This is a genomic window from Parabacteroides hominis (assembly GCF_014287585.1).
Taxonomy (GTDB): Bacteria; Bacteroidota; Bacteroidia; order Bacteroidales; family Tannerellaceae; genus Parabacteroides; species Parabacteroides hominis.
This window is the reverse complement of record NZ_JACOOJ010000008.1, coordinates 15,788-37,074: the sequence shown is the minus strand read 5'-3', so window position 1 is coordinate 37,074 and position 21,287 is coordinate 15,788. Positions and strand designations below refer to the sequence as shown.

14 protein-coding genes are annotated in these 21,287 nt (G+C 41.2%); 13 read left to right on the top strand and 1 reads right to left on the bottom strand.

Going from position 1 to position 21,287, the window contains the following annotated elements; all coding sequences use genetic code 11:
- The first annotated feature begins 42 nt into the window (after positions 1-42).
- Both H8S65_RS06490 and H8S65_RS06485 read left to right on the top strand, forming a co-directional pair.
- Positions 43-1,152 (top strand): TlpA disulfide reductase family protein, encoded by a 1,110-nt coding sequence (locus H8S65_RS06490; RefSeq protein WP_255489054.1) that lies wholly within the window; start codon positions 43-45, stop codon positions 1,150-1,152.
- A gap of 95 nt (positions 1,153-1,247) precedes the next feature.
- The gene (locus H8S65_RS06485) at positions 1,248-2,786 is read left to right on the top strand and encodes a YifB family Mg chelatase-like AAA ATPase (RefSeq protein ID WP_186929183.1); all 1,539 of its coding nucleotides are present in this window, start codon (positions 1,248-1,250) and stop codon (positions 2,784-2,786) included.
- A 281-nt stretch (positions 2,787-3,067) separates the two neighbouring features.
- Here the strand turns inward: H8S65_RS06485 and H8S65_RS06480 are convergent, their stop codons facing one another.
- Positions 3,068-3,916 (bottom strand): AraC family transcriptional regulator, encoded by an 849-nt coding sequence (locus tag H8S65_RS06480; protein ID WP_186929182.1) that lies wholly within the window; start codon positions 3,914-3,916, stop codon positions 3,068-3,070.
- Between the two features lie 248 nt (positions 3,917-4,164).
- On the opposite strand from H8S65_RS06480, the gene H8S65_RS06475 reads away from it, so the two are divergent.
- From H8S65_RS06475 to H8S65_RS06425, 11 genes are all read left to right on the top strand, one after another.
- Positions 4,165-6,801, top strand: coding sequence for a DUF4493 domain-containing protein (locus H8S65_RS06475; protein WP_186929181.1), 2,637 nt, complete (start codon positions 4,165-4,167; stop codon positions 6,799-6,801).
- Between the two features lie 3 nt (positions 6,802-6,804).
- Positions 6,805-7,533, top strand: a complete 729-nt coding sequence (locus H8S65_RS06470) for a DUF4493 domain-containing protein (protein WP_186929180.1) — start codon at positions 6,805-6,807, stop codon at positions 7,531-7,533.
- 62 nt (positions 7,534-7,595) lie between these two features.
- Positions 7,596-8,783, top strand: a complete 1,188-nt coding sequence (locus H8S65_RS06465; RefSeq protein ID WP_186929179.1) for a DUF4493 domain-containing protein — start codon at positions 7,596-7,598, stop codon at positions 8,781-8,783.
- A gap of 8 nt (positions 8,784-8,791) precedes the next feature.
- Positions 8,792-10,879 (top strand): DUF4493 domain-containing protein, encoded by a 2,088-nt coding sequence (locus tag H8S65_RS06460; protein ID WP_186929178.1) that lies wholly within the window; start codon positions 8,792-8,794, stop codon positions 10,877-10,879.
- Positions 10,880-10,886: 7 nt separating this feature from the next.
- Positions 10,887-11,621: a hypothetical protein gene (locus H8S65_RS06455; RefSeq protein ID WP_186929177.1), complete on the top strand. Its 735-nt coding sequence runs from the start codon at positions 10,887-10,889 to the stop codon at positions 11,619-11,621.
- Positions 11,622-11,627: 6 nt separating this feature from the next.
- Positions 11,628-13,280, top strand: a complete 1,653-nt coding sequence (locus H8S65_RS06450) for a PCMD domain-containing protein (RefSeq protein ID WP_255489053.1) — start codon at positions 11,628-11,630, stop codon at positions 13,278-13,280.
- Between the two features lie 256 nt (positions 13,281-13,536).
- Positions 13,537-16,128 (top strand): DUF4493 domain-containing protein, encoded by a 2,592-nt coding sequence (locus H8S65_RS06445; protein ID WP_186929176.1) that lies wholly within the window; start codon positions 13,537-13,539, stop codon positions 16,126-16,128.
- 3 nt (positions 16,129-16,131) lie between these two features.
- Positions 16,132-16,884: a DUF4493 domain-containing protein gene (locus H8S65_RS06440; RefSeq protein WP_186929175.1), complete on the top strand. Its 753-nt coding sequence runs from the start codon at positions 16,132-16,134 to the stop codon at positions 16,882-16,884.
- Positions 16,885-16,895: 11 nt separating this feature from the next.
- On the top strand, positions 16,896-18,206 hold the full coding sequence (locus tag H8S65_RS06435; protein ID WP_186929174.1) for a DUF4493 domain-containing protein: 1,311 nt from the start codon (positions 16,896-16,898) through the stop codon (positions 18,204-18,206).
- Positions 18,207-18,210: 4 nt separating this feature from the next.
- Positions 18,211-20,463 carry a DUF4493 domain-containing protein gene (locus H8S65_RS06430; protein WP_186929173.1) on the top strand — a complete coding sequence of 751 codons (2,253 nt, stop codon included), beginning with the start codon at positions 18,211-18,213 and terminating at the stop codon, positions 20,461-20,463.
- Between the two features lie 91 nt (positions 20,464-20,554).
- Entirely contained in the window at positions 20,555-21,283 is a 729-nt protein-coding gene (locus H8S65_RS06425) for a hypothetical protein (protein ID WP_186929172.1), read from the top strand.
- Positions 21,284-21,287: the final 4 nt, after the last annotated feature.

The window sequence follows — 21,287 nt, the reverse complement described above, 5'->3', positions numbered from 1 at the left end:
TTTACCCCGAATTATCTGTTAATGTGGGATGTGAGGTATAACATGATTAGACGTTTATTACTGGTCGTAGGAATTATTGTGTCTTTGTCATCGTGTGGCGGGGATATTGCTTACCGGATAGAAGGGAAACTTACCAATCTGGAAGATCAGACCTTATATGCCGTTTTTGAGAATGAAGATATAAAAGTTGTAGATACGGTGACTTGCGAGAGGCCGGGCGAATTTTTGATTGAAAAGAAACAGGGTGATTTTCGGGAAGTGACGATTTTCTTTGCTGATAAGACGCATTGGGTTACGGCTTATCTGGATAAGGGCGAGAAGGTGACGATCACCGGAGATGCCGATTATCCCGCCATGTTGCGTGTCAAAGGTGGATCGGTCAATGACCGTCTTTCCGCGATAAAGAAAGAAATGGCTCCTTTGTTGAAGGAACAGGCTGACCTGATCCGTCAACTGAATAAGAAGAATAGGGAAAACCTCAACAGCTCGATAGAGGAAACGGATATGGCTTCACGCCTGGCGAATGTAAACCATCTGTTGAGCGAGGAGGCCGCCGCCGCCATTAAGAAATATCCGGATGAAGAAGCCTCCGTCGTATTGATACAACATTATTTCAACCATCCTGACGATACCCGGCAAATGGACGAACTGTTGGCTGTGCTGAGTCCGAAACTGAATGACTTTTATCTGGTACGGAAGTTGCAGGAATACAGTACGCGGGCAAAAAGGACGGCTTTGGGTGCTGAAGCGCCCGGTTTCAATGTGAAGAACATTTACGGGGCTCCTGTCAGCCTGGATTCTTTTCCTAAGAAATATTTGCTGCTTGCGTTTACGGCTCCCTGGTGCGATATGTGCCAGACGGAAGACCTCTATTTGGATGAAGTGGCAATGAAATATCCGAAAGAGAAAGTGGATATGTTGCTGATCAGCCTGGACGACGACCAGGCCGGAGTGCGGAAAGTTATTGCAAAGGATAGCATCGACTGGAATTTGGTTACCGATTCCGCCGGACAGGCGGCCATGCTGGTCGATCTGTATAACGTAAGCGCCTTGCCCCGCTGTTTCCTGATCGATGAAGAAGGGAAGATCATCTTGAAAACGGACAATGGAGTCGAGATAAAGCAGACGTTGGAAAACTTAATTGATTTGTGATTTATGGAATAAAACCTTATCATGATAAATCCGGCTCTGTAAATCATTAAATCTTAATTTATAAATCATTAATCTGAAATCATAAATTCTTAACTATGTTAGTCAAATCTTATGCTGCCGCCGTACAGGGCATATCGGCAACGGTCGTTACGATCGAAGTAAATTGCACGAAAGGTATTCAATTCTTTTTGGTAGGATTGCCCGATGTGGCTGTCCGTGAAAGCCATGAGCGTATTATCTCCGCCCTTCAGGTAAGTGGCTACAGGTTTCCCCGCAACCGTATTGTGATCAATATGGCGCCCGCCGATATCCGGAAAGAAGGTTCGTCGTATGACCTGCCGCTTGCGATCGGTATCCTTGCGGCGGCCGAAGAACTGGATGCTTCCCGGCTTAGCCAGTACATGATGATGGGAGAGCTTTCGTTGGACGGAAGCCTGAAACCGGTGAAGGGGATCCTCCCGATCGCGGTCAAGGCGCGTGAAGAGGGGTTCAAAGGTTTTATCGTTCCCGAACAGAACGCCCGCGAGGCCGCTGTTGTCAATAACCTGGAAGTGTACGGCGTTTCGACCATCAAGGAGGTGATCGAGTTTATTGCGGGAAAACGGGACCTGGAACCGACGGTTGTCAATACCCGCGAAGAGTTTTATGCCCGGCAGCTTCAGTTTGAAGCGGATTTTTCGGATGTGCGCGGACAGGAGAATGTGAAGCGCGCGATGGAGGTCGCAGCAGCCGGCAGCCACAACCTGATCCTGATCGGTCCGCCGGGAAGCGGCAAGTCGATGCTTGCCAAGCGTCTTCCTTCCATCTTACCGCCTTTTACCTTGCAGGAGTCATTAGAGACAACCAAAATACACTCGGTCGCCGGCAAGATCGGGCTTAACACTTCCCTGATGACACAACGCCCGTTCCGTTCGCCCCACCATACGATCTCGAATGTGGCGATGGTTGGAGGCGGTGCTTTCCCGCAGCCGGGAGAGATCAGCCTGGCGCATAACGGGATCTTGTTCTTGGATGAATTGCCCGAATTCAACCGGAGCGTGCTCGAAGTCATGCGCCAACCTTTGGAAGACCGGACGATAACGGTTTCGCGTGCCCGCTTCTCAGTCGATTATCCGGCCAACTTTATGCTGGTCGCTTCCATGAATCCTTGTCCCTGCGGATATTACAACCATCCTGACCGTCCCTGCCTCTGTTCTCCGGGCGCCGTCCAGAAATATATGAACCGCGTTTCCGGGCCATTGCTGGATCGTATCGATATCCAGGTGGAAGTCGTGCCTGTCCCTTTCGAAAAGATATCCGAACAGCGCCCTTCCGAATGTAGCGAAGCGATACGTGAGCGCGTGATGAAAGCCCGCGCCATCCAGGAAAAACGTTTTGCCGGCCATAAAGGCATTTACAGCAATGCACAGATGACCTCCAAGCTGCTCCACGAATATGCCGTCCCCGATACCGCCGGCCTGTCTTTACTGAAGGTCGCCATGCAGCGGCTCAACCTCTCCGCCCGTGCCTACGACCGCATCCTGAAAGTCTCCCGTACGATCGCCGACCTGGAAGCATCCCCGAATATCGAAGCACGCCATTTGGCCGAAGCGATCAACTATCGGAACCTGGATCGGGAGACATGGGGGATGTAAAAATAAAACGGATGAATCTGATTGCCAATTAAAATAATACCTATATTTGCTATGAGAAAAGAGTTTGGAAAGTGGCTGAGGGATGTTTCATCTGTTAAACAGATAAAGAAGTCACATAAAAAGAAATAGGAGGATTGAATATGAGTAATATGGTTTTTGTTTGCTTTTGTATATTTGTTATTGCCCTTGTTGGCTTCATCTATTTCAAAGTTGAAGAGAAAAGAGGCAAGTAGCTTCACCTTCGGCTGCCCGGAGCGCCTTTTCCGCCTGTCACTTTTTCTTTAGCTGTTCCGGTATTCCAATGGCCCCATCCCCACATGCCGTTTGAAATATTTGCCGAAGAAAGACATATTCGTGAAGTTCAGGGAATAGGCGATATCGTGGATGCTCAGATTTGTCGATTTCAATTGTGTCTTGGCATCCATGATTACCATCGAAGTGATAATCTCGACGCAAGTCTTGTCGGTCGTCTGCTTGACGATCGTGCTGAGATGCGCCGGAGTTATGCCGAGTTTCTTGGCATACCACGCAACGGAACGTTGCGTGGTGTAGTTTTTCATAACTAATTGCCCGAAGTTCTTGCTTATTTGTTCCGCTTTGGAAATATTCGTTTTGTTCAATGTCTTGTCTCTGTACATGGCCCCCACTCCGAGAAGCACACCTGAAAGCAGGTGGTTCAGGATATCTTTGTTCAGCTTCGGACCGCAGAACCCGTATGTCTTGACAAGCAACGAGAAATAGTCTTCGAGCAGTTGGGCGGGCTGTTCTTTTAGCTCGACGATCGGGCAGTCTTTTACGACATAGAGCATGTCCATCGCTGACTTGCCTATATTGGCATGGTTGGTGAACTCGGACGAAAACCCCATAAAGTAGATCTGTAAATCTCCCTCTACCTTATGAATCTGTAAAATCGTGCCCGGCAGGATCGTGATAAAACTGCCCGGCTTCACCTGATAGCGCGTCAGATTTATGGAAGCCTCGACTTCCCCTTGCATGCAAAGCACGAATATCTCCGCCTTCAACCTGCACGGATAGTTGGCATACAGGCTCAACAAACCAATATCTTCCGCCGAAAGGCTCCCGATGATCCAATCTTCGGGAAGGTCTATTTTGGGAATGTCGTTTTCCATATTGTATCTTTTTATCTCTTTTACAAAGATAGGTGGATTTTATGAAAAAACGATTTGAATTTTGAGAAATAGGACACGAATTTGATTGTTAGTGCGATTAATCAGTTAGTTTTACTTTGTATTTCCTTCTAAAGTATAAAAAATAGGACACATAATCGAATGAATAGACCTTGTGAAGATTTGTGAGTTGTCGTTAATTTGCACCGATTTTATAGTATAGGGTGTATTATTAAGTCTGATGACTGCATATGGAGGATAAAAATCTTTATAAGATATACTCCGCAAAGAAAATGATATTTCTGGTGTGGAGTGTACTCGTTCTGTCAATATTAATATTTTCATGTGATTCTGATAAAGTCGGTGCTTTCGAACATCCGGGTTTATTGCAGTTTGGACTTTCTGCTGATACTACAGGCATTCAGGGCAATCAGGAAATAACAAAAGCTGTCTTACCCGATTTAGAGCCTTTTCTCAATACTGATTTATATCAAATAGAAATACTGCAAGGAGAAGAAGAAACTGTAGTTTCATCGTTCGAGCATTATGAAGATATGCCTGACCAGGTAGAGTTGGAACGTGGTAATTATAAAATTCGCGCTTCTATGGGTGAGTTGAAACCGGCTGCTTTCGAAGCTCCCCGCTTCGAGGGTGTCTCCGATTTCATAATTAAGGAAAATATGACGACAAAGCTGGATGTAACCTGCTCGTTGGCCAATGCGAGGGTGACGGTTGCTTATACGGATAGTTTTAAAGTCGTTTATCCGACTTATACGCTTTCGATTAAGACTTCCCATACTACTGAACCTCTTGAGTTTGTGCAGGATGAAGTCCGTCCCGGATGGTTCCAGGTGGATGCAGGCGGGGAGGACTTGAAAGGTATTCTGACTGTAAAGCCCGATACCGGTGAAGTAAAGCAGTATTCAGTTAATATCCCTTCCGTGAAGCCGAAGGATAATGTGAGGCTGACATTCAATTCTACACCGAACACACGTCCGGATCAGGGGTTGACGGTGAAGATTACGATTAATGATGAGACGGAAGAAAAACCTGTTTACATTTATATCCCGGATTACATGCTGCCTGTTGATGCAGCCTTGCTTGAATCTCATGGTTTTGCACACGAAGATCCGATCGTTTTGGGAAATAAGGATAAGGTGACGGAAGCGAATGTCAAGATGTATGTTCCGGGGACGATCGAAAACTGTAAGTTATCTATTTGGGAGGATGACGGAAAACCGATGGAATACGATCTTGCCCATCTGAATGATGTGGATAAAGGCGTTTTAACTGGTAAAGGTTTTAATCTCCCTGATATTTGGCATAAAAAGCAGGTGCTGTTAGATTTTGTTCCTGTTATAGAAAAACTTCCCCGTATAGAAGCAGGTAAAACGGAGGTGAAGGTCTATAATTATCAGCTTATTGTAACAGATTCATTGGTTAACCCCCATGTGAGTAACCCTCTGACATTGAGTGTGAAGATGATACCGGATGTAGCCCCGAAAATTTTATTGTCGGATGGTTTTATCAGTTCGGATATTATTCGTGTGACAGAAGGTGGAATTGTTTATAATGATGGTGTGAAGAATGATCCTGAATTTAATGCGACAATCCAATCAAGTAAGGAACTTTCAGCCTGCCTGTTAAAGATTACGGATGCAACCGGAACGATGCGGGAATATGATTTGACAACTGGAACTTCTATTGATGGAGTGAAATATGATTTAAGTGCTTCTATTCCTTTTGTGAATTTTAAAGAGGCGATTTCTGCTCTGACATTAGATGATGATAATGTCAAACGATATGAATATGAACTTACTGCCCGTACGGAATTTGAAGGGACGACTTATGAAGATGTAAAAACATTTATTGTAGACTTGGTTCCTCCTAAGTTTGAAATGTCAATGAACGGAGATACGGAGGTAAATGGAGATGCTTTTGCTAAACGCGCTGTGTTAAGGGCTACAACCAAAACGGGTAGTGCCGATAAATTGTTATTCCAGTTATATGAAGATGGACAATGGAAAGATATTGCAAAAGACAGGATGGATGGTGAAGTCTCGATAAAAGATGATGTCGCATCTGCTGTTGTAACCGGACTAAAGCCGGAAACCCAGTATAGAGTGCGGGCGAAGTATGGGAATCATGTTTCGGGGGAGGTGACGTTTACGACGGAAAAAGAGGTGTATTTGTCGGAAAAGATGTTGGATCTTGAAGAGTGGAGTTATGTGGATGGTCCGAAAGCAACTGGGCTTGCTGCTTTGGGAGGTAAAGGTCCTTTTTGGAAACATTGGTATCCTCGTAATAACAAAGATGAAGCTACAGAAGGTTGGTGTACTTTGAATAACATAACGAGTCAGGATAATGTATATTGTGCTTATGAATCAAATTCCGGAACAATTCAATCTACAGAGGCATCTTCAGGTGTATATGCCGCAGAGATTAGAACTTTAGGTTGGGGAGAAGGTACGACAGCTGCTGCTCCAATTTCTACAATCAAAAATATTACACCTGGACAATTGTTTTTAGGAAAGGTTTCAGGATTGGATTACCAATATGGATATACATTTTTTTCTCGTCCCACTGCTATTTCTTTTGACTATAAATATATTCCAAAGGGTACACATCAATTTATAGCGAAAATAATATTAAAAAATAATGAAACATTGATTGGAGAAAAGATTTTTAGTGGAGATGCTCAAAGTTCTTATATATCAAAGAAGCTGTATATAGACTATTCTTTTTTTCTTAAAGCAACAAGTATAAGTATCATTTTTATATCTGGTGATAATACAAAAGAAGAAGTTGATACAGCATCTATATCTCGCAGTTCAGAACATGTAGGAAATAGATTATTTATTGATAATGTATCATTAATTTACGAATAGTATATGAATATCATTTATTATATATTTGTTTTTAGTACAATATTTTTATCTTCTTGTCAGAAAGATTTTGAGTCATCCGAAGGCCGTGGCTCCCTCTCCCTCCTCATGGACACCAAGAGCGGAACTGACATTCCTGTCATAATGAAATCGACATCTACCGTAGATGTCGATACCTTCCATATTGTAATCAAAGATGTCAGTGGGCTGCCGATAAAGCAGAATTTTGACACTTTTGCCGAATTGAAAAAAGAAGGGTTACCCTTATTATTACCTGTCGGAACCTATACCGCTGAAGCCTTTTCCGGGGATCTTTCGGAGGCAGCTTTTGATAGCCCCTGTTACCGCGGGCAAAAGAAATTCGTAATTGAAGAAAACACCGTTACCGAAGTGAAACTGCATTGTACGCATCAAAGTATTAAAGTATCATTGAAATACACGGATGCTTTTCTCAGTATGATCAATCCGGATTTTAAAGTGACGGTAACTAATAGTAAAGCGGAGCTGCTTTTTACAAAGCAAGAAACACGTTCCGGCTTTTTTGCCGTTAGCCAATTATTTACAGTGCATGTGACGGGCACTGCAAAAGAGTTTGGAACACGTATAGATTTTGCAGGTGATCTGAAACATCTGGAAAATGGGGTAGAACAGAAACTAAAAGCAGGAGATCATTTAATTGTGACATTGGATGCCTACAAAGAAACGCCTACAGTAAAATCAGTACAAATAATATGAGAGTAGCGGCATATACAATCATTATTTTGTTTTCACTTTTAGCAGGATTTACTTCTTGCGAAATGAAAAAGGAACTTACCGGAGGATTGAAACCCGTAAATCCGGGAGAGGAACCGGTTGACCCTGCTGTTACCGGCGTTTTGGATCTTAAATTGAATCTGAATCCGGAAACAGATACGCAGGAGACAAAAGCGAAAGCTGATGTAGCGGCAACCGTTGATGTGAACGATTTCAGCATCGAGATCATCGATTCGACAGGTACGGTTGTCCGTAGTTTTGATTCCTATCGTGAGTATCAGAATGCAGATGAACTATTATTGAAGGAAGGTTTGTACACGGTCCGGGCTACATGGGGAAAACTATATGAAGCGGCTTTTGATGCTCCTTATTTTGTAGGTGATACGGTTTGCCGGATAGAGCCGGGAGTTGTCAGTTCGATCAAGACGGATTGCAGCCTTCAAAATGCAAAAGTAAATATCGATTATACGGAGGATTTTCTGAAAGTATTCAAAGATGACTATGCCGCAATCGTTACGAATGGGCTTGGTGCTCTCACCTTAGATAAAAAAGAACAGCGTGTGGCTTATTTTCGTTCCAATGATAATATTCGATTAACCGTTAATGCAACAACTGTCAAAGGTTTGGATGTCATATCCAAACACAAAATAGAGAAAGCTCAACCGAATGCCTTATATAATGTTGTTTTAGGCATTGATATGAGTGTAGATTCTGTTATAGACCAAATCTTGAAACCGGGTATTACTGTCGATATCACCATGCACGACCGGGATACCGTTATCGATATCGAAGCTCCCGCTTTACCTCCCGATCCGGATGAAGGAGAGGAAGAGCCGGGAGATGATAACGCAATTACGGTTACTGGTAATGGACTTGATTCTCCTGTTGAAATGACAGAGGCGGAAGCTTCTGACGGTAGTGTCCCTGTTAAAGTCGTTATAAAGGCTAAAGCCGGATTGTCAAAAGTATTGGTGAAAATTATTGCTCCTGAATTGGAAGCCATATTAGGCAAGGAGAATCCATTCGATCTGGTAACTCCTACGGATGCGATTAAAGAGATATTGGATGGTGTGGGATTAGTGCGCCCGGCAGCCGGTGATACCGAATATGCATTGGACGTAACAGGGTTTATGGGAATGATGGGTGGTCCGGGCACATATAAGTTTGAAGTTACCATTACGGAAGGAGAGGGCAATAGTTTGTCTAAAACATTGACTGTTATAATCAAGTGAGTGTAAGTATGAAATCATATATATATTATCTGTTTTTGATGTTGATAGTTCTTGCTTCTTGTGAAGAAAAAGAGAACATGATTGAAACGGGCTATCTATGCGTAAATCCGTCAATGGATTATTCATTGGTGACAAAAGCTGTTGAAAGCGATAGTTTGCAGATGAGTATTGCTATTTGTAAAGCGGCTACCGGAGATACTGTAAAGTATTTCGAAAACTATAAAACGGATCTGGGGAATGAAAAGATTACTCTGGCTGTGGGGAAATATCATGTAAAAGCAGGTTCGCCGCATTCGGGCAAGGCTGCTTTCGACAAGCCTTTCTATTTCGGGATAGATACGATAGATGTAGTGAAATATACGATAAAGGAATCGGAAGTAGTCTGTACATTGGCAAATGTCAAGGTGACAGTCAATTACTCGGATATGCTGAAAAAGTTTTTTACAGGATATCAAGCTACGATCAGTAATGCCAGTGGTGAACTGACCTTTGAAGAGGATGAAAAACGTGCGGGCTATTTTACACCCGGAAAATTGAATGTGACACTTAATCTCATTAATAATGATGGTACTGCTTATAAAATAGTAAAGGAGATACCGGATACAAAAGCCCGCGAACATTATCGTTTGACTTTCTCAGTCGGAGAAGAACCCGATGATCCTGAAGCAGGTGGAGATTTTGATATTACAGTCGACGAAGAAACTAACGATATAGAGTGCACATTGAATGTCCCGGTCTTTACGGATGATTACGGACGGAATGTGCCGAAGATCGCAATAGAACCCCAAAAGATTCTGAGCATAAAACAATCAAATCCGGGAGATGCTACGTTGGCAGTTAATATATCTTCTAAAGTCGGATTACAATTATTGGCATTGAAGTTTTCATCTCATTACTTCAATGAAGAGAAAGGATTACCGGAATATATTGACTTAGGGAATATGGATCCGGCTATCAGATCGAGCTTGGAACAGATTGGGATTGCAATGCCTACTGATATAAGTGGTGGTACGGATAAAGAAATAAATTTCAGCAATTTATTAAATAGTATACCATTATTAGAAGGTAAGAAAACAACACATTCTATAATTGTCCTTGCTCGTGATTTGTTGGGACAGCAAGTGGAGGATACGATTTCGATAGAAGTTCGTCCGAATGTAGCTGTTTTGGTAGAGGCAAATCCTTGGTCCCGCTTTGCATTCCTAACTATAACGGCAGGATCAAAGGAAAATATCAGTGTGACATATAGTGGTGATGGAAGTGAACAGACTATTAATATAGATCCAAGTACGGTATTTGTGAATGAAGACGGGGATTATCAGGTTGAATGCCTGATTCCTGATTTAGATAAGAATACATCTTATACTTATTCTGTCATTGTTGATGTGGAAACTCCGACAACAGGAAGTTTTGAAACAACGGATGAACCATTTGTCCCAAATTTGGATTTTGAAGATTGGAAGGATATTTATCCAAACAAGGAAGGTGAAAGTGGTTTTTGGGCGACAGGTAATAAGGGTGTGAAAACGGCAGGTAAAAGTCCGAATACAACTCAGGTAGACGATTGTCAGCATGGGGCGAAAGCAGTCAGGATGGAATCATTGGGTGATGTAATGCTTGCGGGGACTGCGGCGGGTAATTTGTTTGTTGGGTCTTTTAATATCAATATGTCTAATCCGGCCAGTAGCCCTTCATTTGGAAAATCTTACAAGGGGCGTCCAACAAAATTAACTGGATATTATAAGTATGATCCGGCTGATGCAACGTATGGTTCTTATACAGATGATGAAGACAAGGATATGACCAAAGATATTGCTGATATTTATATTTGGCTGAAGGATTCGTCTGGAAAGCAAATCGGTTATGGGCGATTTAATGAAAAGAAAAAGGTCGAAGAATATAAAAAGTTTGAGATCGATATAAAATATACAGATAAAGTATCTATTCCGGCAACTATGGCGATTGTAGCGACTTCCAGTAAATATGGAGGTGTATTTAGTGGTACAAAAGTCATTGGTAAAATGGGTATTGGAAGTGTTTTGTTCGTAGATAACTTCACACTCTCTTTTGAATATAATGAAAAATCGTTTAAGTAAAGAAAGCATGAAGAAAGCAGTCATAGCCTTTTTTTGTTGTTTGATCTCTTTTGTAGGACTTGCCAAAGACACTAAGTACGATCGTGGTATTGTGATGAAGACCTTTATCCCGAAAGGGCAGTGGATGGTGGGAACGACTTTTTCTTATTCCGAACATGTCGATGATAATTTTGAGTTCCTGTCGGTATTAAAGGATATAAACAGCGAAGGATATACATTCAAGGTTACACCTTTGGTAAGTTATGCGATCCGGGATAATATCAGTATAGGTGGCCGATTTGCTTATTCCCGTTCTTATACGAAGTTAGATAATATCGATTTGTCGTTGGGGGATGACCTGAGTTTTCAGGTAGAAGACTATCACGATGTTTCTAATACTTTTTCAGGAGCGGTCTTTTTGCGCACCTATTTGAACTTAGGAGATAGCAAACGCTTTGGATTATTTAATGAGGCAAGGGTGACGTATGGATACTCGACAAGCAAGTCTACGACGGGTACAGACATTGACCTGAGTGGCATGCATCAGTTAAAACATTCCTTGAATATAGGTGTGGCTCCCGGACTGACCGTCTTTATTAATGATTTTGCGGCGGTAGAGGCTTCTGTAAATGTTGCAGGGTTGGATTTCAAATGGTACGATCAAACAAAAGATCAGGTCTATAAAGGTTCCCGCCGGGCGAGTTCTGCCAACTTCAAGATCAACTTGTTGTCTATTGATTTAGGAATTGTCTTTTATCTGTGACGGAGTATGATGGATAGGAAAGAAATATGGATATGTCTGTTTGTCTGTTTGTCGGTTCTTTTCCAGAGCTGTATTGAAAATGATATTCCTTATCCCCGTATAAAGGCAGAAATACAAAAAATCGAAGTGGAAGGAATGGTCTCTGCAAAGATCAATAGCGAAATGAGTGTGGTGACAGTGAAGGTTGCGGATACGCTTGATTTGAGAAATGTACAGATCAAGACACTTGAAGTAACCAGCGGGGCTACGGTTATACCGGATTCATTGTCTTGTCTCGATTTTAACCATTTCCCGGATACAGGCTTTTCTTCAGTTGACAGTTTGCCGCAAACCATAAATACGCGAATGAATTTTAAGAAACCGGTTTCTTTCTTGCTTCGAATCTACCAGGACTATGTGTGGAACGTGTCGGTAGAGCATGATATTAATCGGGTTATCAAAGTGAAAAATCAGGTGGGGACACCTCTTGTCGACGAACATAACAAACAGATTGTTATTTATGTGGATGAAGTTGAGCAACCGGCATTTTCAAATATTGAAATAGAAAAGTTGCAGTTGGGCAGCTCGATCGCTATTACGGAACCATTGCCTGATACGATACACGATTTTCGTCGCCCTCAAGTGTTTACTGTTACGGCATTTGACGAAACCGAGACTTGGACAGTCAGTGTGCTGCATCCTGGTGATGATGTGCAGACTAATACGGTTTCAGTCTGGTCGAAGCGAGTTTATGTTGAGGGAACAACTAAAACAGGACAGGTTTCAGCGCGTTACCGTATCATTGAAACGCCGACAAAAACGGAGGATGGAGAGTGGGAAAATGTATTATCCAATGAAATCGAAATCCGTGAGGATGGTACATTCCTGTTGACTTTTACGCATTTAAAACCGGGTAGTACCTATGAATATGAGTTGATAGTAGATGGAAAGGCTGATGATATCCAAACGTTTACAACGGAGGCGGTGGAACTTGTTCCGAATCTTTCATTCGATGATTGGTATAAAGAGGGGAAAAGCTGGTATGCCAATAAGGATTTGACGGATGCTAATTATTTCTGGGATTCGGGAAACAAAGGGTCCAACTCTGTCGGTGAGGCAAATCCAACCTCTCCGGAGGCAAACGATGTAGTAAAAGGAAAAGCTGCCCGCCTCGAAAGTAAAACGGTTGCAGGGGTGTTTGCGGCAGGAAGTCTTTATACCGGAACATTCGGAAAGGTAGAAGGCTTGAGTGGCGCTTCGCTTAACTTCGGACGTCCGTACACTTCGCGTCCTTCCGCTTTGAAAGGATATTATAAATATAATGCCGGAACGATAGATAAGGCAAAGACGCCTTATGAAGGTTTGAAAGGTCTTCGGGACTCATGCCATATTTATGTCGGTTTGTTTACCTGGGATAAACCTTTCCCGGTGAATACAAATGAAGGTGTATTTGTGGATCGTACATGGAATAATGAAAAGATGGTCGCTTACGGTGAACTTGTTTCCGGGGAAACGATAAAAGACTATACCTCTTTTACAATCCCTTTGCAGTATCGGGATTATTCGACAAAGCCTACTTATATTCTGATTGTTGCTTCGGCAAGTAAATACGGCGATTATTTTACCGGTAGTACAAGTAGTGTCTTGTTGCTGGATGAATGTGAATTGGTTTTTGAATAATAGAACACAAACTCTATTAAATAGAACACTATATAGTGCTAAATCAGGCTGTTTGTTTTGACGGGATTATGTGATTTCTAAAAAAAAGAACACGTAATCGGATAAATAGACCTTGTGAGGATTTAAGAGTTGTTGTTATTTTGCAACGATTTTAAGGGTCATGTATTTAAGAAGATATTAGGGGTAATATCACGATTGATTGTGCTGTTTCAGATTGTATGTACTAAGGTAAAAAGAGTAACTATTTACTATACAAATGAAAGAGTATCAATTACGTCATAGTCTGGGAAGGACTATCGCATTTTCTTTTTGTTTATGGGCTTCGGTTGCAGGGTTCTTTTCCTGCGATTCGGACCGTTTGAATGGTGGCGGAAGTATAGGGATGTTGAGTTTAAATCTCGCCGCCGATACCGCAAACATCAAGGGAGGCACTTTGTCTACTAAAGCAGGAAATGTTTTAGAGGATTTTGAAGATGTGGATGGATATAGAGTCCAGATCTTCCAGGAAAGTGACACCCTTACAAGCGTTTTGTATAAAGATTTTCCTCAAGAGATGGAAATCAAGGAGGGATCTTATACTTTGCGTGCTTCTAAAGGCGAAATTCTGCCTGCTGCTTTTGATAATCCTTATTTTGAGGGAAGTACCGATTTTGTCATCAAGAAAGATATGAAAACTCCGTTGGAGGTGACGTGTACGATGGCAAATGCGCGTGTTTATGCGGAATATTCGGAAGATTTCCTGAAAGCCTATTCCGATTACAGCGTGTCATTGAAAACGTCTTATATGGACGATGTCTTTACGGTTGCGAAAGGCGAAACACGTGGTGCTTATCTGCAAGTGGCAAAAGAAGGAACGCCTCTGAGCATTGCCATCTCTTTGATGCGTGAAAATTGGGACGAAGCAAAAGTCTATACCGTAACAAATCCTTCTATAACACTGAATCCGAAAGAATCCGTAACATTGAAGTTTGCTACGGATGGAAAGACGGGGGACGGGTTGGATCTTTCTATCGAATTGGATGATTCTATGGAGGAAGCGGAACTTGAATTCGGTATTCCTGACTTTATGTGGAAACCGTTTACGGATTTGCGTATCTGGGCTTGCGGGTTTGAAAACAACGTACCTGTAGAAATGAATGTGACGGATGGATATCCAGGTGATTCCTGTATTATCAAAGCGGAAGTGCCGGGACGTATTAAGGAATGTTGGGTGGTTCGTTTGGATGGTGGAGAAAAGCTCGATAGTGTTGATATTGCAACAGCCGAAGGTTTGAAGACTGCCGAAGATGTTTGGGGATTGAGAGCTGTCTCTTCTCCGATTGCAGGAGTAAAAGGTCTTGAATTAGATTTAAAAGGAGCGTTCAATCAGTTATATGCTTCTGATGAAAACAAAATATGTGGTTTTAGCGTATATATTAATGATGCATTGAATGTGATGCATACATCGGATGTGATAACGGCTTCCGTAAATTTGAAAGCAGCTAAAGTGCCAACTGTCGGACAGTTTGAATTGGCAGTTCCTTCTAAACATGCTTTAGAAAAAGATACGGCTATTGCGGTTGTGGCAGAAGCGGGGATAAAAGCATTAACACTGAAGATTAGTAGTGATGGGGGTATGAACCAGTATAATGTGCTTTCTGATAATTTGCCGGCAGGTATCTCTTATGATAAACAAAATCGTAAGATTGTTTTCAAGAAGGACTTTTCAAGTGAATTAGAGTCGAAGGAAACAGAGGCTTCTACTTACTCCTATGAAGTATCGGTAACGGATAATTTGGATAAGATGGTTGTAAAGACTTCAAAATTGGAAGTAACACCTATCTTTACGATTGTTGTGCCGGAAGGTGAGATTTGGGCTAAAAGAGCTACTTTTTATATTAAAGAGGATGTCTCTAAATATGCTGCACCAGTTTTTCAAGTGTTTAAAGATGGACAATGGCAGGATGTAGAGGGAAATATGGCTACAGGATTATCCTCTGGTTCTAAATGTAAGGTTCGGGCCTTTGTAAATGGCTGGCCAACAGAAATTGCCGAGTTTATGACTGAGGAGGCATTACAAGTTCCAAATGGCAATATGGAACAATGGACGGATTGGACTTTGAATCTTTTTAATGGAGCAAATGTATTAGCTTCAAAAGTTGATGTAACAGCGAATCAACCGAGTGACTCTGAATTATATTGGGCTACTGTAAATCAGAAAACGTTTGGAAGTGATCCTAATATTTGGTCAACATTTAATTTGGTTCCTTCTACTCTAAAAGCAGTAGGTCGTTCTGGGAGTGGAGCTTTGATACGAACTGTAGGTTGGGATAATAATGCTGGTAACTCGTTTAAGGAGTATCTAGTTATTCCAGACGTATGTTATCATGTTGCTGCGGGAAGGCTATTTATAGGTTCATATAATTATGAACATAAAGATGGCCCTGATGAATATAATTATGGGAAGCCTTTTTCATCTCGTCCAACTGGGATTGTTTTTTGGAATAAATATGTTCCGGTAAAAGATGATCAATATAAGGTTTGGGCTATTGTTGAAAATCGGGCTAATGGAATTACTACAGTTTTAGCACGGGCTGAAGTAATAGGAGGAGCTGCCGCTGATTATACTAAACAAGAAATGAAATTTGAATATATTAATACTTCTTTAAAGGCTACACATTTAACAATAGTATTTACTTCTTCTTTCAAATGTAGTGATGATGAAGCAACTGAAACAAAGGAATTAAAAGGTGGAAATACTGGTAATTCAATAAAGAATACTTGGTATTTACAGAAGATAACGTCTGCTCCAAAGCATTATGAAGGTAGTAATCTTTACATCGACGACGTCGAACTAATCTACGAATAAAAGATGAAAACATTAAATAACATATCAATCTTACTGTTCAGCATACTCAGTATGCTGGCAGTCTCTTGTCAGAAGGACGAGATTGGGAATAATGATGTTCCTGAAAACTATGGACAGCTTTCTTTGCAGTCGGTTGGAATTGATGATGAGATACAGGTTATAGGAACGAAAGCGTTCGGTATGGATGCCGGTACTTTCAAAGTGGAACTGAAGAGTAATCCTACAAATGATTACCCGTTAGATACGACCATTGTATTCGACTCTTTTGCTGAAATGCAAAAAAAAGATTTTATTGTATTGCCGGTAGGAACTTATACAGTCAAAGCCTATTCGCGTGATAAAGTAGAAGGCGGTGTTTTCGATAGTCCGTATTTCTACGGTGAGAACAATAATGTTGTGATTTTGGAAAAGAAGATCACAACTGTTCCGGCTATTACTTGTACATTCCAGAGTGTAGCAGTAGATATTAAACTGACTACCAGTTTTAATCTGCTTTTTGAAGATAGCTATCTGATGAAAGTGATTAACGGAAAAGGTAAAGAATGTACGTTTACGAAAGAGAATAACGGTCAGGTTATCTATTTTGATGATGTGGATGGCGGCTTAAAACTGGAATATACAGTTAAGGCGAAAGATCTATCTAATGCTTATCCCACCCGGACAAAAGAGCTTACGAAAAAAGGTCAGGCTCCTGCCCCGAACGATTATTATATAGTGGAATTCACTGGTGAAAACCCTGATACAAAAGCACTTTAAGAAGAATGATTATGAAAAGAAATATACATATCCTTTATTTATTTGTATTTCTGATGACAGGATTTACATCCTGTGAAATGAAAGACGATTTGTTTGGAAAGAAGCCATCCCGGGAGGATCTGCCTAAAGAAGTCGGTTTGTTGGATTTGAAGTTGGATCCACAGATGGAAAAAACGATTACGGGAAATTCAACGAAAGCAACCGACGAAAGTCTGAATGTAAAGGATTTTTCGGTGAAGATCCTTGACGAGAATGGTGAGGTGGTGGAAGAATATGCTTCTTATGCCGATATCGACGAGGTTCTACTCGCAACCGGAAAATATCAGGTCGTTGCAACAAAAGGCGAGCTGAAAGATGCAGCTTACGATACTCCTTATTATGAAGGAAAAGATTCTTGTACGATTACTTCACAGGAGGTCTCTTCGCTGATTACCCCTTGTGTGCTGAGTAATAAGAAAATAACGATCGCTTATACTGAAAATTTCCAGGAGCGTTTTAAAGAAGATTATGAAGTGGTAATGACGAATGGTAATGGTGTTCTGACTTTAAAATCTGATGAAGAAAAGAAGCCTTTCTTCAAAACAACCGACCAATTGGATTTTGTTCTTCATGCTACCACTCGCTCCGGTCTGGAAACACAGTATTTTTGTGATCTCTATAACGATCCGACTGTGAAAGAGTATAATAACATCGTCGTATGGTTGGACGTCGCTGAACCGGACGAACCTGTTGATCCCGATGAGCCTATAGATCCGGACGAGCCGGTGAACCCGGATGAGCCGACAGAAGTACCTGATTCTTTGAAGCGTCCCATAATTAAAGTAGATATCCAGTTGGTGGAACGTGAATATACGATAACGATTCCGTCTGATTTTGTTTCAGGTGATGATAATGGAGGAGGTGGTAATTCCGGCGGTGATGGAGGTGGTTCTACTACTGCTAAAATCCAATGGGGAGGAACAGATATTAGTAGTCCTATTATCTTGAGTAGTAATGGTGGTAGCACACCGTCTGTGGTGGTCAATATCTCAATGCCGACAGGCGTTGATGCTATGACTGTAGACATTTCAACGACTAATCCGGATTTTGGAGAAGCTGTAGATTTGATTGGTAGTCATTTCAATATGTTGGCTTTGACCGAAAAACAATTAGTATTGTTGGATCAAGTTAGTAAAGGAAAGAAAAGTGTTAAGTTTGATGTAAGTAGCTTTATGCCTTTATTAGCAAATGAGCTATTTGCTGGAACTCATAAATTTAAGATTTACGTGAAAGATCAAAACGGTGTTTCCGATACAAAAACATTAACGGTTATAGTAAAGTAAGAAAATGGCAAAATATATATTATCAATAATATCCGTTTTATTATTAATTGGCTTTGTGTCATGTGATGATGAGAAAAAGGCAACCAATGGACAAGGATATCTGTACTTGGGTATAGAGAAGAACGTCACATTGCAGACGAAGGCTGTCGATCCTGTTTTGAGTGTCGCTATCCTGAATGCGGCAGAAGATACGGTTAAGTATATTGCCGATTTTGAGGCTGAAAAAGCAGATGAAGGAATTCTATTGGATGCCGGTTCCTATCAGGTAGTCGTTGCTTCCGGTAAGAAAGACTCTGCTGCCTGGGAGTTACCGAATTTCTACGGAAAGACGGAATGTGACATTAAGACGAACCAGGTTACTTCGGCAAAAGTAACTTGTAAGATCGCAAATACAAAAGTAACAGTCGATTATAGCGACGATTTTAAGAAATACTTTACCGATTACAGTACAACGGTAAGTAATATTTCGGGTTCTCTGACTTTCGTGAAAGGTGAAACACGAGGCGGCTATTTCGCTCCGGAAACATTATTGGCTTTATTGAAGCTGACGAATACGGACGGCGAACAGTTTGAATTGAAACGTGAATATGCCGATATCCAGGAACGTTATCACTATAAACTTTATTTCAAATTGAGTGGCGATCCGGAAACACCGGATGATAGCGGAGAAGCCGGAGGTAAGTTTGATGATATAACGATTGACGAGAGAGCTGATACGGTGATTGTTTCTATCCCTATTAAAGTGGAAGATCTGGAAAATATCAAGGCTCCGGAATTGAAGTTGGAAGGATTTGGAGAGAATAATAGTTTGGAAGCTAAAGAAGGTGAGTTTGCTGATAATATCTTGAAAGCTATTGCTTCTTGCGGTATCGAAAAGTTGTTGGTAACGATACAGTCTGATTCTTTGAATAATCGTGTGGGGATTCAATCTTTTGATTTAGCAAGTTTGGATGCTGCAACAAGAGAAAAATTGGAAAGTATTCACTTCCCGGTTCAGTCGGTTAAGAGTGAAACTGATACATTGACATTCGATTTGACTGCGATGAGTAATGCGTTGAAATCTTTCGACGAAAGCATCCAGACGCATAACTTTACCTTTACAATAACAGATGCGAAAACGCAGGAACAAAGTATATCATTTTCTTATTCAGTGAAGCCGAATGTCGCTGTTATCACCAAAGAGATTGCAACCATGAATATCTGGTCTACGTTTACTTTCTTTAGCGGTGAAAGTGATAGTGATGAAGGTTTCGGCTTTGAATATAAGAAAGTTTCTGATAGTGAATGGACTCCGGTAACTGTTGCTTCTAAGAATAAGGACGGAAAGACGTTCAGTGCTTTTGTCAAAGGTTTGGCTTCAAATACAGAATATGAATATCGAGCTGTAGGTCAGGATAATGATGGTAAGATTGAAGGAAATATAATTTCGTTTAAAACGGATTATGCAAATATAAAAGAAGGAAAAGAATGTGTTCCTAATTTGGATTTTGATGATTGGTATACCGATGATCCTAAGTCTGCATGGTTTTTAGGTGTAAATTCTGGCTCTCGTTTTTGGGATTCAGGAAATAAGGGTGCTAATACGATGACATCAATTAATCCTACATCAAAAGAGGCCTCTATAATAGCAGATGTAGAAGAAAATAAAGCTGCGGCAAAACTTGAATCTAAAAAGGTTGGAGCTGTTATTTTTGATGTTTTTGCGGCGGGAAATATATATACAGGCTCTTTCGTGAAAGCTGTTGTTGGACTTTCTGCGGCAAAGTCTGGTGCAGAATTAGACTTTGGGCAACCTTATGAAGGGGGACGACCTACAAAACTGATTGGATATTATAGGTATTCGCCTGTAAAAGTTAATTGGAATAGCTATAAAGAATTGAATAATGGCGACATGGACAAGTGTAGTGTTTATATAGCATTATGTGATTGGACTGCTCCATTTAGAGTGAATACAAAAGAACAAAAATTTGTGGATTTCAATGACAAAAGCATAATTGCTTATGGAGAGTTAGATGACGCGAAATATCAAGAAGCGAAAGTTGATAAAAATGGTTATAAACAGTTTGAAATTGATATTAAATATCGTGATCTGACAAGAAAGCCTACTTATATCTTAATCGTTGCTTCTGCCAGCAAATACGGCGATTACTTCACCGGTGGAGAAGGTAGTACATTATATATTGATGAATTCGAACTTCAATACGATTACAACCCTGCCTCCTTCGTCGGTACATCTTTAGAAGGTTTGGCCGAATAATGGCATCGTTATCTATTTCCGGCATCATCGTTATGAAATACAAAAGTGATAACGATGATGCCAACTATTCAAATTGAACAAATAATAAACAATGAAGCATATATTAATAATGCTATTGCTCGTATGCAGCATACCGGCAATGGCGAGAGGGAATAAGTTTGATCGTGGAATAGAGCAAAAGACATTCATCCCGAAAGGACAATGGATGGTGGGAGCTTCCTTCTCTTATTCCGAACATACGGACGATAATTTTAAATGGCTGGTGATGGATGATGTTTCCAGTACAGGATATACTTTTAAAGTATCTCCGGTTGTCAGCTATTTTATCCGCGACAATATCGCAATTGGTGGACGTGTTGCTTATTCTCGTGGTCTGACGGACTTGGGAAATCTGTCTTTGAACTTGGGGGATGATCTGAGCTTCGATTTGTCCGACTATAAAGATAAATCGCACATGGTTTCGGGTTCGTTTTTTATCCGTACCTATCTGAACTTAGGCGATAGCAAGCGTTTTGGCTTGTTTAATGAAGCCCGTGTGACCTACGGATACGGACAGAGCAATGTGGAAGACGGTACAGGCGATGAACTGAAAGGAACACACCAGATCAAACAGAATCTGAATTTCGGTGTCGCGCCCGGAATCACTTGCTTTATCAACGATTATGTAGCGGTTGAGGCTGCAATAGATGTGTTAGGGTTGGACTTCAAATGGTACGATCAGAAAACAAATCAGGTAGAAACCGGTAAACGAACCAGTAGTGGTGCGAACTTTAAGATCAACCTGTTGTCTATCAATTTAGGTATTACCTTCTATTTATAAAAAA